Below are 13,756 nucleotides of genomic sequence, written 5' to 3' on the forward strand. Positions count from 1 at the left end.
GAAGATATTGGCCTTCTTACCCCGCTACACCGCCTCTATCCGCTTCCTGTTCGTCAGGCCAGCATTTTGCCTCGGGCTTCCTTCAGATTCGCGGTCACCCGCGACACCCTTGCCTCTGGCTAACACTCCCCCTTGCCGGGTGTGTAGAGGACTTTCACCTCCAAGTCACCAGCGTGGCCACCACAGCCAAGCTGGTTGCGCTTGCGCGCAATGCGCCATGCCTGGCGCACCAATAAAAAAAGCCCCTCTTCCGAAGGGCTCTTGGTGCAGCGGTTTCAGCCAATCATTAAGTCATCTGAATGATGGTCTGCATCAAAGTGCTCTGGGTCGAGATGGTCTTGGCGTTCGCCTGATAGTTGCTCTGTGCCTTGATCAAGTCGACCAGTTCGTTGGTCACGTTGACGTTGGACTCTTCCAGGGAGTTGGAGCGGATCGTCCCCAGGCTGCCAGTTTCCGGCGAATCGTAGCCCGGGATACCCGACGAGTAGGTCTCTTTCCAACTGGTGCCGCCTACTGCCTGCAAGCCTTGTTCGTTGGCGAAGCTGGCCAGGGAAATCTGACCGATCGGCTTGGTCTGGTAGTTGCTGAAGTTGGCCAGCAATACGCCGCTGCCGTCGATGCTCAGGTTGGTAATCTGGCCGGTCGCATAACCATTCTGTACTGGAATCGAACGCGCAGTGTCGGCATTGAATTGCGTAGTGTTACCCATGGCGATAGTCATGCCATCCGGGTTGGCGGCGGCGCCGTTGGCCGTCCAGACTCCGTCGGTTACGGTACCCGGCACCCAGTTGGTCACCTTCAGGTCATTGCTGATGGTGGAAGTCGGCGGGTTGGTCGGCGGAGTCACCGGCGTGCTGATTTGGGTCAGCTTGCCTGCGGAATCGAAACTCAGGGTCGATGGCACCGGAGTGGACAGGCTGCCGTCCATGTTACGGCCATCTATCAGGGTGTAGTTGTCCCAGGTGTTGGGACCGGTCTTGACCATGAATTGCTCCATGGTGTGCTGGTTGCCCTGGCTGTCGTAGATCGGAGTGTTAAATTTCTTGCTGTAGGTTTCAGTCTTGGTCGGATCGAAAATGTTCGTGGCGATCGTCTGGTCGATCACCTTGTCCGTGGAGTTCAGGTTGATCGTGGACGAGACCGCGTCGGTGGTCTTCGGTGCCAGGTTGGAAGTGTCGATGCGCAGGTCGGCCAACATGCCGTTCTGGATCTTGCCATTGGCATCCACACCATAGCCTTGCAGACGCGCAGTACCATCGGTATTGGTCACGTAACCTTCGCTGTCGACCTTGAACGTACCGGCTCGGGTGTAGGACAACGAACCGCTGTCGTTCAGCACGAAGAAACCGGAGCCGTTGATGCCCATGTCCAGCACGTTGCCGGTGTTGGTGATGTCACCCTGGGTGAATTGCTGGGACACGTTGGCCAGGCGTACGCCGCTACCCACGGTCTTGCTCCCGGAACCCAGCTTGGTCGCCGAGTAGACATCTTCGAATTCCGCACGGGACGACTTGAAGCCTGTGGTCGCGACGTTGGCGATGTTGTTGCCGGTCACGTCCAGTTGTTTGTTGGCTGCAAAGAGACCGCTAAGGCCGATATTGAAAGACATGTTTCACTCCTTTATGCCGGGTTAGTCGGCTTTACATACCAATAGTTTGTACTTTGGACAGGGCGATGCTGCCCAGGCCCGCCAGGTTGAGCATCAACTCGCCGCCGGTCTGGCTGATGGTCACGCTGTTAACCGTGGCCGGCAGGTTGGTGACCAGCGAAACCGCCTGACTATCGATGGTGGCAGTCGCCGCAAAGGTGTAGGTGCCCGCCTCGACTGTTGTGCCGGCGTTATCCTTGCCGTCCCAGATGAAGCTCGCATTGCCGGCGACCTGGCTGCCCATGTCGATGCTGCGCACGACCGTGCCGTCCTTGTCGGTAATTTTCAGCGTGGCGGCCGGCACAGACGTCGGAATGGCCACAGTGCCAGTCATGCTCTTGGAGGTATCGACCACAGCCTTGTCGCCCGGGGCAATCACCGAACGACCCACCAACGACGAAGCCTGCAGCGCCTGGGATGAGTTGTAGTTGCCGGCAATGCCGCTCACGGTATCGTTGAGCGTGGTAATGCCTTCCAGGCTGCTGAACTGCGCCAACTGGGCGACGAACTCGCCGTTGTTCTGTGGCTCGAGCGGGTTCTGGTTCTTCAGTTGGGTTACCAGCAATTGCAGGAACGCATCCTTGCCCAAGGCCTTCTTGCCCGCAGCACTGCCGGTGGCTGAGGCCAGGCCATCACTGGTGGTGGCGGTGTTCTTGACGGAGGAGTTGGCCAGAATGTCGTTGAGGCTCAAGCTGCTTGTCGTATCGGTAACACTCATCTGAGTCGCCCCTTATCACTGACCGAGCGTCAGGACCTTCTGCATCATGGTTTTGGCGGTGTTCATCATTTCGGCATTGGTCTGGAACGAACGACTCGCGGAAATCATGTCGGCCATTTCCTCCACGACGTTGACATTCGGGTAGTAGACGTAGCCCTTGGCGTCAGCAGCCGGATGATTGGGTTCGTAGCGGGCTTCGAGGTTGCTCTGGTCCTCGACCACACCCAGCACCTGCACCCCCTGACCGGCCGCGTCCTGGTTCTGGAACAAGGAACCGCTGCCGCCGCTCTGCGCGCCCTGGAACATGGTGGCAAATACCGGATGCCGTGCGCGGTAGGTTTGGTCAAGGCTGGACGATACGGTCTCGGCGTTGGCAATGTTACTGGCGACGGTGTTCAGGCGAGTGGTCTGGGCACTCATGCCGCTACCGGCGATATTGAAAACACTGGACAGGGACATGACTTATTCTCCACGCAAGGCTGAGATCAGCCCTTTGAATTTGCTATTGAGCAGGGTGAAACTGGCCTGGAAGTTGACCGAGTTTTGCGCGTAGTTCGACTGTTCGAGCTGGGCGTCCACGGTGTTCTGATCAATCGATGGTTGCATCGGCGTGCGGTACAACAGCGACTCGTCGCCATTGCCCAGGCCCTGAGCCTCGATATGCCGGCTATTGGTCATGTTCATCGCAAACCCGCCGCCCTTGGTTTTCTCGCTCTGCTCGGAGAGCACTTTGGAGAAGTCCAGGTCCCGCGCCTTGTAGTTCGGGGTGTCGGCGTTGGCGATGTTGTTGGCCAGGACTTCGGCACGCTGGGCGCGGAAGTTCAATGCCTGTTCGTGGATACCGAGCGCTTTATCGAAGCTGATGCTCATGTCGGGAAACCTTCGGGAGACCTGATTTTCGTATCTTGAACATAGCAAGCCGCGTGCCAATTGAAGAAAGCCCGTAAACCGGGGCTTTGCGGGGTGATGGCCGGGGGACAACGACAGAAAAGCGGCAACGGGTTTCCGTTTGATGCCGCTTTTCTGCCGCTTGCCACTACGTAACACTCCTCGAAGGAGCTGATGCAGGCTCGGGCCGCGCTCGGAGGATCTTTTCATCTTGAAAAACAAGATCAAAAGATCGCAGCCTTCGGCAGCTCCTGCGTGATGCCTGTCGCTTTGCATCACTTCGCCTGGTAAATAATCCCCGGGCTGCACTGAACCATCTGGTAATGATCCGGTAAACCATTGAGCGCCTCGGAAGCGCCCAGGAACAAATACCCACCCGGCTTCAACGTACTGTGAATCCGCAGCAGAATGTCCTTCTTCACCTCTGCGGAAAAGTAGATCAGCACATTGCGACAGAACACGATGTCGAACTTGCCCAGTGCCGCGTAGCTGTCCAGCAGATTGAACGAGCGAAACTCCACACGGCTCTTGATCGGCGCCTTGATCGCCCAGCGCCCCGGCCCTTTCGGGTCGAAATAGCGCTGCAGGCGTTCCGGCGACAGGCCGCGGCCAATTGCCAAGCTGTCATACTCGCCAGTCTTGCAGTTGGTCAGCATGGTGCCGGAAAGGTCGGTGGCAACGATCTGCACACCCATCTTCAACTGCCCCAGATTGACCCGCTCGAATTCGTCGATCGACATCGATAACGAGTACGGTTCCTGCCCCGATGAACAGGCTGCCGACCAGATCCTCAGACGCTGACCAGGAGCCGCCTTGATCGCTTCCGGCAGCACCTTGTTCTTCAGCACTTCAAACGGATAAGTGTCACGAAACCACAAGGTTTCGTTGGTCGTCATGGCGTCCACCACCATTTCGCGCAAACCACTGCGCGGCTGGGTCTGGATGCGCTGGACCAGCTCACCCAGGGACTTGATGCCTTGCTGCTCCATCAATTTATTGAGGCGGCTGGACACCAGATACTGCTTGTTTTCACCGAGCAAAATGCCACAGGCTTTTTCCAGGAATACCCGGAACTGTTCGAAATCCAAATTACCCGTAGACAATGGTGCCGCCTCTTAACTCGTATTGATCGCCAGGAGCAAAAGGCCCCTAGCTGATATCTGCTGCTTTGATCCGGTCGACTACCCGGGATGCCAGGTCATCAGGGCGGAATTTGGCCAGGAAGTCATCGGCACCGACTTTCTTGACCATCGCCTGATTGAACACACCCGACAACGAAGTATGCAGGATGATATGAAGCTTTTGCATGCGTGGATCGCTGCGGATCTCGGCGGTCAGGGTATACCCGTCCATTTCCGGCATCTCGATGTCGGAAATCATCATCAGGAACTCTTCTTCCGGCTTTTTCCCTTCATCGACCAGCTTTCGCAGGTAATCCAAGGCTTGCCGACCGTCGTTCAACGCCACCACTTCGACGCCGATCGTTTGTAGACAACGGGAAACCTGCTTGCGTGCCACGGACGAGTCATCGACCGTCAGCACCCGCAAAGACAGCGCCTTGTGCTGGGTCTCGACATCCACCACACCAACGGAAATCGCTTCCGGCGTGGGCGCTACTTCCGCAAGAATTTTCTCCACGTCGATGATTTCGACTAACTGATTGTCGACCCGGGTCACAGCCGTCAGGTAATGATCGCGGCCGGTGCCCTTGGGTGGCGGATGAATCTCCTCCCAGTTCATGTTGACGATGCGCTCCACCGAGCGCACCAGGAAACCCTGGGTCTTGGTGTTGTACTCCGTGATGATCACAAAGGGATTGCTTTGATCCAGCAACCGACCGGCACCGGTCGCCATCGCCAGATCGAGAATCGGAATGGTTGCCCCCCGAATACTTGCTACACCGCACACGACAGGATTGGATTTGGGCATCAGGGTCAGTTTGGGGCATTGCAGCACCTCACGAACCTTGAATACGTTGATCCCGTAGAGCTGCTGGCCGTCGAGACGGAACAACAACAGCTCCAGGCGATTCTGCCCTACCAGTTGCGTGCGCTGGTTTACCGAATCCATTACACCAGCCATGCCCAGACTCCTTAACACCAACGCTTAAGTGTGTTGCGACGCACATTCATTGCTAAACGGCACGGCGCTTGCTTTTTAACTCTTATGAGCACAGAACCGACATTTTTCCGACGCCTGACCGTACATTTGCGCACATTACTGTGCGCCACAGCGGCCGCCTGCCTATTCAACGCTGGCAGCCCTGCCCTTGCCGACTCGGTTACCTTGCCTGACATGCTTATCGGCGTGACCCAGGGGTTTCTTGAATTCACCGTAGAAGACTATCTGGCGACCAGTCAAACCGAGGGGCGTTATGAAATCGAGGTCAATCAACTTGACCCGCGCCTGCGCCTGCCGATGTGCGACAGGGAATTGACAGCCAGCCTTGAAAGCCCGGCCCGGCCCCTGGGGCGCGTCACGGTCAAGGTTCGTTGTGAAGGCGCCTCGCCGTGGACCGTCTTCGTGCCGGCGCAGGTCCGCCTGTTTCGTGAGGTCGTGACAGCCTCTCGACCGCTGCGACGCCTCGGGGTGATCGAACCTGAAGACGTGATGCTGCGCGAGCGCGACATCAGCCTGATCAACCAGGGCTACCTGACCGCCCTGGACCAGGCGATCGGACAGAAACTGACCCGACCAATGGTCGCCGATCAGTTGGTCACCCTGGTGAACATCGAGCAGGCGCAAGTGATCAGCAAAGGTGACCAGGTGGTGATCACCGCCCGCAGCGGTACGCTCAGTGTGCGCATGCCCGGCGAAGCGCTGTCCAATGGCGGGCTGCGCGAGCAGATTCGAGTGAAGAACCTCAACTCCCAGCGAGTCATCAAGGCGCAGGTGATCGCGCCCGGTCAGGTGGAAGTCGCCATGTAGGACGCCCGGCCGGTCAAGCAGCCTCTTGAAGAGATGGCGTACCCTGCGACTGTTCCCTAAACTAGGGCGTGCAGGGCCAGCGCTGACGCGCGCAAGCTCATTGGTAAATGAGCCTAAAGTTTTCTTGGGTATGGCCGAAAACATGGCAAGCGTCCAAATACCCAGAGGTTTTTTATCATGGTCATCGATTTCAATCGATTAAATAGCTCTCCGTCACTTACGGGCAGTACACGTACCAGCGCCAGCAAGGAAGCGGCCGAAAATGCCAAGGCTGCGCCGCTGAATACCCCAGCACCGGAAGCCACGACCGTTAAAAGCGGGGAGTCGGTACATCTCAGCAATGAGGCCCAGCAGTTGCAGAAGGTCACTGAAAAGCTGCGCGATCAGCCTGAAGTCGACAAAGCCCGCGTGGCCGAGTTGAAAGCAGCGATTGCCGATGGCAGCTATAAAGTCGACAGCAACCGCGTAGCCAGCAAACTGCTCAACTTCGAAGCCCAGCGCTAGGCCCCGGCCTGCGCCAGGCTTTTGGACGCTTAAAACCCAAGGCCAGCCATGCACGATACCCATTTACTGCAACTGATCATCGACGACTTTGCGCCAGCGCAACAATTGCTCGAGTTATTGCAAACCGAGTCCCTCGCCTTGCATGGTCGCGACATGCGACTGCTCGAAGACATTCTGGCGCGCAAGCAGGCACTGATCATCTTGCTGGAACAGCATGGTCGCAAGCGCAGCGAAATCCTTGCCAGCCTCAACTTGCCGCTCAATCGTCAGGGGCTGGAGCAATTGGCAGGCCAGTCGAGCATTGGCGACCGATTGTTGTCGCAAAGTGATGTGCTGACCGACCTCCTGGCCCAGTGTCAGGACGCCAACGTACACAACGGCCGGTCCATCATGATGCAACAGGCCGCCACAGCCACCCAGCTGAAAATCCTTCACGGCGGCGACACACCAGCGCTTTACGACGCGCGCGGTTCAACCTCCACCCTGGCGAAACGGGGTCCCCTCAGTCAGGCTTGAACCTGGCGACGAGCCCGCACTATCAAGACGAGAAACATGCTGGCAAAATGCTGGCTAGCCGCTGTCAAATTTTGTCTGGAGATTGATGAACCGTGTTCAATGCCTCAAGCGCGGAAGATGCTCCGCAGCCACCCAAGGTGCTCACCACGCCCCTTGAGATCTCCGGCACCCTACGCCAGCTGCAAGACAGCCACGACCCGCTGATCATCACGTTCCACGAGCGTACCCAACGTTTCCAGAGTTATCTGGTGGGTATCGACCGTGACACCGGCACCATTGTCCTGGACGAAATGATACCCCGTGACGGCGAGCGTTTCCTGTTGGCCGGCGAACCGTTCAAGGTCGAAGGCTTTCACGACGGCGTGCGAATCGCCTGGGAAAGCAACGGCGCGCTGACCATCGACGAGTCCGCTGGCAGCCGCTGCTATCACGGCCCCCTGCCGGATGAAGTGGTTTATCACCAGCGCCGAAACGCCTTCCGCGCCGCTTTAAAACTGGCGCAACTGGTGGACGTCGAACTGGACGGTGAAAAGCTCAAGGCGTCGATCAAGGGCAAGCTGCTGGACATCTCCGCCACCGGCTGCAAATTGCGTTTCGACGGCGACATCACCAGCAGCCTGCAACTGGGCCAGGTCTACGACCGGTTCGCGGCTGCCCTGCCCTTTGGCAAAATGATCGCCCCGGTGGAACTGCGTTACTTGCATTTCGAAGAGAAGATTTCCACCACCTTTGCCGGCGTGCGCTTTCACAATATGAGCGGTCTGGTGCAGCGCCAGGTCGAGCGCTTCGTCTATCAGCTTCAGCGCGAAGCCCGGCGATTCGATAAAGACGACCTCTAATACAGGCAACAATAAAAACGGGCAGCCCCTTGCGGTGACTGCCCGTTTTTTTATGCGACTGCTGTGTGTATGCCCAAATTAAGGACGCGCCTCGGTAAAGCTCTGTTCACGTCCTTCATTCGGGTCATCGGCTGCGGGTTCATCGGTTTCAGGCTTGGGCTCTGGCTCTGGCTCTGGTTCCGGGTCGGGCTCAGGTGTAACCGGATTCTGCATCTGGTCTTGCACAACTTGCTCATCCACCCGCGGATCGAGAGCCGCCACCAATGGCGAACTCGACATGCTGTCCGGCATTGCCACGTGATGCAGCGGCGCGTCGTCCACCTGGTGCAGGTTGGTCACCGCTTTCGGGCGGATGCGCCACACCAGCACCAGCGCGAAGAAGCTGAAGAACGCGTAAAGCATTTGGCTGCCGAACAGCTTCATCAAGACCCCCGCCACCAATGGACCAATGCTGGCGCCAACGCCATAGGTCACCAGCAGCATCGCGGTCAGGGACACCCGGCGATCACCTTCGACGTGATCATTGGAGAAGGCCACGGCCAACGGGTAGAGGCAGAACTGCACCAGCGAGCAGAAGAACCCGGCGATGAATAGCACCTCCAACGGCACTTGCTTGAGGATTGCCAGCGGCAACGCGGCCACCGCCAGGCTGAACGCAAAGCAGCGGATCAACAGTGCCCGGTCATAGCGATCGGACAGCCAGCCCAACGGCCACTGCACCAGCAGCCCGGCGAAAATGCAGCTACCCATGAAGAGACCCACCTGCTCGGTGGACAGCCCCTGCTGCGAGGCATATAGCGGTGCCAAGCCGTAAAACGAGCCGACGATCAGGCCCGCACCCAACACCGTGCTCAATGACTGCGGCACCCGCTTGATAAAGAACCGCGGCTCCATGGGGGCCGGATGCAGGGGGGCTGGGTGAATCCGCCGAGTCAGGGCCACGGGCACCAGGCACAGGGCGAAACACAGGGCGACCAGCATCAGCAGCTCCAGGCCCAGCGCCGGGTGCATGACCAGAATCAACTGACCCAACACCAGCCCCAGGTAAGAGGCAATCATGTAGCCGCTGAACACCAGGCCACGCTGCTTGGCTTCGGCCTGCTCGTTGAGCCAGCTTTCGATAACCATGTACTGGCACATCATGCCCAGGCCGACAATAACCCGCAGGAACAGCCAGGCGGGGAGCCAGTCGATCAATCCATGACCGAGCACCGCAGCGCCGACGATCCCGGCACAGGCCGCGTAGGCCCTGATATGCCCGACCCGGGCGATCAGGCGGTGGCCGATCTTGCCACCCAGCACCAGGCCGAAATAGTTGGCTGCCATCAAGGCGCCGACCCACAGGCTGTCGACATTGTCGGCGGCCAGGCGCAGGGCCAGATAAGTACTCAACAAGCCTGAGCCGATCAACATCATCAGCGAGGCGAAATAAAGCGCTCGAAAGGATTTCCAGATTTGGCGCATCGGCGTTCCGAGCGGCTCCTTGCAGTAAGTGCCGGGCTATCCGAAAAGATAGCCCGGTGACGCTGAGTCGTCAGGCCTGGGCGGCCAGGACACGACGCTCCCATGGAGTAATTTCGTCAAAGAAGCTGGTCAACTCAAGGGTTTTCGAAGCGACGTAGCCTTCGATGAACTCCTCGCCAAACAGTTCCTTAGCCAATTGACTACGTTTCAGACGCTCGAGAGCGGCATGCAAGGTACAGGGCAACGAAAGATTATCCGGCACCTCGAACTCACCCTGGATCGGCTCGCTTGGTTCCAGCTCCTTTTCGATGCCATGCAGCCCGGCCGCGAGGCTCGCGGCAATGGCCAGATACGGGTTGGCATCCGCCCCCGGCAAGCGATTTTCGACCCGCCGGGCGACCGGCGAACTGGCGGGAATACGCAAGCCTGCCGAGCGATTGTCGTGGGACCAGCAGGCATTGTTCGGCGAAGCGAAGGGATGGCACAAGCGCTGGTAGGAATTTACATTCGGCGCAAACAATGCAGTGAGATCCGCCATGCCCGCCTGCTGCCCCGCGATAAAATGACGGAACATTGCAGTCGGCTCGCCCGCCTCGTCGCTGAAGACATTTTTCCCACTGCCGATCTCGACGATGCTTTGATGGATATGCATCGAGCTACCAGGGGTGTGCGCCAGCGGTTTGGCCATGCAAACCACAATAAGGCCGTGTTTGAGCGCCACTTCCTTGAGCAGGTGCTTGAACAGGAAAGTCTGGTCGGCCAGCAGCAATGGATCGCCATGCAGCAGATTGATTTCAAACTGGCTCACGCCCATCTCGTGCATGAACGTATCGCGCGGCAGGCCAAGGGCTGCCATGCATTCGTAGACTTCGCTGAAGAAAGGTCGCAGACCGTTGTTGGAGCTTATGCTGAACGCCGACTGTCCGTCCTCGCGACGACCGTCCAGGCCGGTCGGTGACTGGAATCCTAGAGTCGGGTCAGGATTGGGCGCGAACACGAAAAATTCCAGCTCGGTTGCCACCACAGGTGCCAGACCAAGGGCTGCAAAACGAGCGATGACCGCCTTGAGCTGGCCACGGGTCGACAGTCTCGAACTTTCGCCACTGAGTTCATCGGCATCACAAATGGCCAGCGCTCGCGGATGCTTGCTCCATGGCAGGCGATGGATTTGTGACGGATCCGGAACCAGCGCCAGGTCGCCGTCATCACTGCCGTAAAAGCGCGCAGGCGGATAACCTCCCATGATGCATTGCAACATCACCCCCCGCGCCAGTTGCAGGCGGCGACCTTCGAGAAATCCCTCGGCGGTCATCACCTTACCACGGGGTACGCCGTTCAAATCCGGAGTGACACATTCGATCTCATCAATGCCCGTCAATCGCTGTGCGAGTGAGCGCTGGCCATCGGTTGTCATGACGCAATCCTTGTTATTGTCCGAGCCGCTAAGGGCAACCTGTACAAAATAGGCTCCGCATGTTCGGAATATCAAGCAGCTCCGGGCAAAAAAACCTCAGGGCAGGTAAAGGCTGAACAAACCGCCACCCAAAGGACCGCCATTGCTGATTTCGGTGCACCCTTCCACACCATTACGCTGATGCAGCGCAGCGATCCGAGCGGCGAAATACAAGCCCAATCCGGTACTGCCGGTGGTGTGGTTGATACCCTGAACATAATCGGCCTGGCGCTCAATCATTTCGGGGGAGTAGCCCTCGCCATCGTCATTGACCGTGATTACCAGTTGCCCTGCCACATCGCTGACGCTGATCAGCACCGCATGGCGAGCGTAACGAATCGCATTGTTGATGCAATTGCCCAGCACCGAGGCGATCAGCTCACGGTCGAAGAAGCCCAAGGGGCTCAATGGGTCCACTTCAAAGCTCCCTATGATGCCGCGGCTGGCGAACACATCCTGATGGCAGGCCAACTGCGCCTCGATGAAATCGTCCAGTTCATGGTACGCCGGCTGCAACGGCAGCTGATTGATGCCCAGTTTGTACAGCCCCAACAGTTGCACCAGCATGCCGTTGAGGTGGGCGAACTCGAATTCGATCACGCCCTGCTCCGGAGACTGCCGTGCAGCCTCCGGCAAGCGCCCCATCCATTGGCTGTGGGCCTGCATCAGCATGGCCAGGGAGTTCTTCATGTCGTGCACGGTAGAAGCAATTACCGTGGAAAAGTCCAGTGCCGGTTCGTAGTGGTTCATGCGCCGAACGCCTTGATTTTCAGTTTCTGGTAGCGCGGGAAGCGCGGATCGGAATCGGGCATCAGGCCGACCATTTTCAGGCAGGCCTGGCACTCGACGAGTTCGGCGGAAGGCACACTGGTATCGGTGCCATGCAGCAATGACTGCACCATATTCAGCGCGATACTGATGTTTTTCGGCTGCAGCCCCAACGCTTTGCGGAACACCGCCCGGGCTTCCACCAGATTGCCGGTCTTGTACACCCGCACCCCCTGGCGGTTGAGGTCTGCGGCCAGGTTGCCCGAATTGAGAATGGCCGGGTCATCGGTCAACTTGGCGATGCCCTTCATCACCGTCGGATCGTCCCCGTAGATTTCCGCGCAGTTCTTGAGCATCGACGCACCTGCGTCTGGCTGCCCGAGCATTTGCAGCTGCTTGGCCACCAGCAACGCCGCCTCAGCACTCATGAACTGCTCCATGCCATCGAGCCGCTGCATGGCTTGCTCGGTGAGTTTTTCGGCAGTTTCGGCATCGTTGAGCAACAGGCTGGTCGCCTTCATCAGTCGCGCACGGATCTGCAGACCTGGGTCGGACGGGTTGTCCTTCGCTACGGCGCTCAGCGTGGTGTTGATCTCCAGTCGGGTGCGAGTATCCAACCCCTTCTCGCTGCCTTTGCTGATCAAGGCATGCGCCAGGCCGAGATTGCTCTCGGCGTCCTTGAAGCGTGATTGGGCACCTTGTGCCACCGCTTGGCGATACGCCTTCGAAGCCGTCTCGAAATCCTCGTTGACCATCGCCAGCTTGCCCAACTGCGCCTGCCGACGAACCGCCAGAGGCGACAGGCGGATTGCATCTTCCAGTACTCGCTGGGCACCTCGGGTATCCCCTTCGGCCACCAACACATCAGCCATGCCGTCGTAAAGCGCGGGCATCATCGGAAACACCTTCAGGGCCTTCTCGTACACGCCCTTGGCTTGGGTGATCTGGCCGCGCTTGAACAACAGCTTGCCCAGCCCCGCGAAGGCCCAAGGCAGCGGTCGGTCGGCAATGATGCTGTCATAGAGACGCTCCAGCGCCTCGTTCTGGTTAAGGTCGCGCAACGCATCGGCTCGATAGCGCAGGCACAGGGGCGAGTAGCGGATGTCCTGCTTGCACAGGCTAATACAGGCGTTGAGCACCTCCAGCGGTTTGCCGCGATCAAGGGCCTGCAGGATCGGCTTGAGCAAGGTTTTTCGTTGCACCAGTCGCTCCAGGCGCTGGGCCAGGCCGGACCGGTTGAATGGCTTGGTCAGATAAGCATCGGGTTCGTGCTCAAGGGCGCTTAACACCATGGCCTGGCTGGTCTCCGCCGTGACCATCACGAACACACTTTCATGACTGATCAACTTCTCGATCATCAAGTCCTCGAGCACCTGTTGACCGTTTTTCTTGCCGTCACCCAGATGAAAGTCCTGCAGAATAAAATCGTAGGACTTCTGCGAACACATGCGCAAGGCTTGCTCGCCAGTATCAGCGGTATCCACGTCCTTAATGCCCAACTCCCGCAGCATTGACCTGACTGAACTACGGAAGTCCGAGAAATCATCGACGATCAGGAACCGCTTTTGGTGATACGACAGCATCGAGGATTTCCAGGCAGTTTTAGAAAATGACATTGGCCGTCCGGGTTATCGGCCAGAAGTGATGTTCTCTTGAGAGACGCTCTGCACAACTGCGTAGTAAAAAATAAGCGGTGTAATCAAAACACAGGATTATCCTGAATCCCTGAGATCGGTTGTCCATTAAACGAACTTCCGGTACCCCCGCAATTGCCGCGCAAGGCCCGGGGCAACAAACTTGCGGGAGTCGACCACGATTTCCCGCGCTCGTTGAACGTCCCGCTTCTACGCCAGGTCGACCGGCTCGTTGGGCGTTGGGCGTTGGGCAATTAGTTGGACGGCGCTTTCCTGCGGACAAAAACAAAACCCCTACCTGCATACGCAGATAGGGGTTTTGGAATTTAATCTTGACGATGACCTACTCTCACATGGGGAAACCCCACACTACCATCGGCGATGCATCGTTTCACT

At 58.2% G+C, this 13,756-nt stretch carries 14 protein-coding genes; 4 read left to right on the forward strand and 10 right to left on the reverse strand.

What is annotated here, in order from left to right:
* Nucleotides 1-286 precede the first annotated feature (286 nt).
* The 6 genes from flgE to L9059_RS29565 all read right to left on the reverse strand — a co-directional run bounded on the left by flgE (nucleotide 287) and on the right by L9059_RS29565 (nucleotide 5,336).
* Nucleotides 287-1,609 (reverse strand): flagellar hook protein FlgE, encoded by a 1,323-nt coding sequence (flgE, locus tag L9059_RS29540; RefSeq protein WP_247294950.1) that lies wholly within the window; start codon nucleotides 1,607-1,609, stop codon nucleotides 287-289.
* Nucleotides 1,610-1,640: 31 nt separating this feature from the next.
* Nucleotides 1,641-2,366 carry a flagellar hook assembly protein FlgD gene (gene flgD / locus L9059_RS29545; RefSeq protein WP_247294951.1) on the reverse strand — a complete coding sequence of 242 codons (726 nt, stop codon included), beginning with the start codon at nucleotides 2,364-2,366 and terminating at the stop codon, nucleotides 1,641-1,643.
* 15 nt (nucleotides 2,367-2,381) lie between these two features.
* Nucleotides 2,382-2,825 (reverse strand): flagellar basal body rod protein FlgC, encoded by a 444-nt coding sequence (flgC, locus tag L9059_RS29550; RefSeq protein ID WP_247294954.1) that lies wholly within the window; start codon nucleotides 2,823-2,825, stop codon nucleotides 2,382-2,384.
* A 3-nt stretch (nucleotides 2,826-2,828) separates the two neighbouring features.
* Nucleotides 2,829-3,236: a flagellar basal body rod protein FlgB gene (flgB, locus tag L9059_RS29555; RefSeq protein ID WP_247294974.1), complete on the reverse strand. Its 408-nt coding sequence runs from the start codon at nucleotides 3,234-3,236 to the stop codon at nucleotides 2,829-2,831.
* Nucleotides 3,237-3,529: 293 nt separating this feature from the next.
* Entirely contained in the window at nucleotides 3,530-4,357 is an 828-nt protein-coding gene (gene cheR / locus L9059_RS29560) for a protein-glutamate O-methyltransferase CheR (RefSeq protein WP_045061805.1), read from the reverse strand.
* A gap of 46 nt (nucleotides 4,358-4,403) precedes the next feature.
* Complete coding sequence (locus tag L9059_RS29565; protein ID WP_247294977.1) at nucleotides 4,404-5,336, reverse strand: chemotaxis protein CheV; 933 nt, start codon at nucleotides 5,334-5,336, stop codon at nucleotides 4,404-4,406.
* Between the two features lie 84 nt (nucleotides 5,337-5,420).
* Between L9059_RS29565 and flgA the strand changes: the two genes are divergently transcribed.
* From flgA to L9059_RS29585, 4 genes are all read left to right on the forward strand, one after another.
* Complete coding sequence (gene flgA / locus L9059_RS29570) at nucleotides 5,421-6,182, forward strand: flagellar basal body P-ring formation chaperone FlgA (protein ID WP_247294980.1); 762 nt, start codon at nucleotides 5,421-5,423, stop codon at nucleotides 6,180-6,182.
* Between the two features lie 177 nt (nucleotides 6,183-6,359).
* Nucleotides 6,360-6,686: a flagellar biosynthesis anti-sigma factor FlgM gene (flgM, locus tag L9059_RS29575; RefSeq protein ID WP_247294983.1), complete on the forward strand. Its 327-nt coding sequence runs from the start codon at nucleotides 6,360-6,362 to the stop codon at nucleotides 6,684-6,686.
* 48 nt (nucleotides 6,687-6,734) lie between these two features.
* On the forward strand, nucleotides 6,735-7,202 hold the full coding sequence (locus tag L9059_RS29580; RefSeq protein WP_247294986.1) for a flagella synthesis protein FlgN: 468 nt from the start codon (nucleotides 6,735-6,737) through the stop codon (nucleotides 7,200-7,202).
* Nucleotides 7,203-7,294: 92 nt separating this feature from the next.
* A complete protein-coding gene (locus L9059_RS29585; protein ID WP_247294989.1) occupies nucleotides 7,295-8,041 on the forward strand; it encodes a flagellar brake protein in 747 nt (248 codons plus the stop codon).
* 78 nt (nucleotides 8,042-8,119) lie between these two features.
* Here L9059_RS29585 and L9059_RS29590 read toward each other — a convergent pair whose 3' ends face one another.
* The 4 genes from L9059_RS29590 to L9059_RS29605 form a co-directional block, all read right to left on the reverse strand.
* Entirely contained in the window at nucleotides 8,120-9,505 is a 1,386-nt protein-coding gene (locus L9059_RS29590) for an MFS transporter (protein WP_247294992.1), read from the reverse strand.
* Between the two features lie 70 nt (nucleotides 9,506-9,575).
* Entirely contained in the window at nucleotides 9,576-10,817 is a 1,242-nt protein-coding gene (locus tag L9059_RS29595) for a glutamine synthetase family protein (RefSeq protein ID WP_247294999.1), read from the reverse strand.
* A gap of 198 nt (nucleotides 10,818-11,015) precedes the next feature.
* Entirely contained in the window at nucleotides 11,016-11,708 is a 693-nt protein-coding gene (locus L9059_RS29600; RefSeq protein ID WP_247294995.1) for a sensor histidine kinase, read from the reverse strand.
* Nucleotides 11,705-13,309 carry a tetratricopeptide repeat-containing response regulator gene (locus L9059_RS29605; protein WP_247295002.1) on the reverse strand — a complete coding sequence of 535 codons (1,605 nt, stop codon included), beginning with the start codon at nucleotides 13,307-13,309 and terminating at the stop codon, nucleotides 11,705-11,707. Before L9059_RS29605 ends, L9059_RS29600 begins: the two co-directional genes overlap by 4 nt.
* Nucleotides 13,310-13,756 lie beyond the last annotated feature (447 nt).

The organism is Pseudomonas violetae, assembly GCF_023072615.1.
Taxonomy (GTDB): Bacteria; Pseudomonadota; Gammaproteobacteria; order Pseudomonadales; family Pseudomonadaceae; genus Aquipseudomonas; species Aquipseudomonas violetae.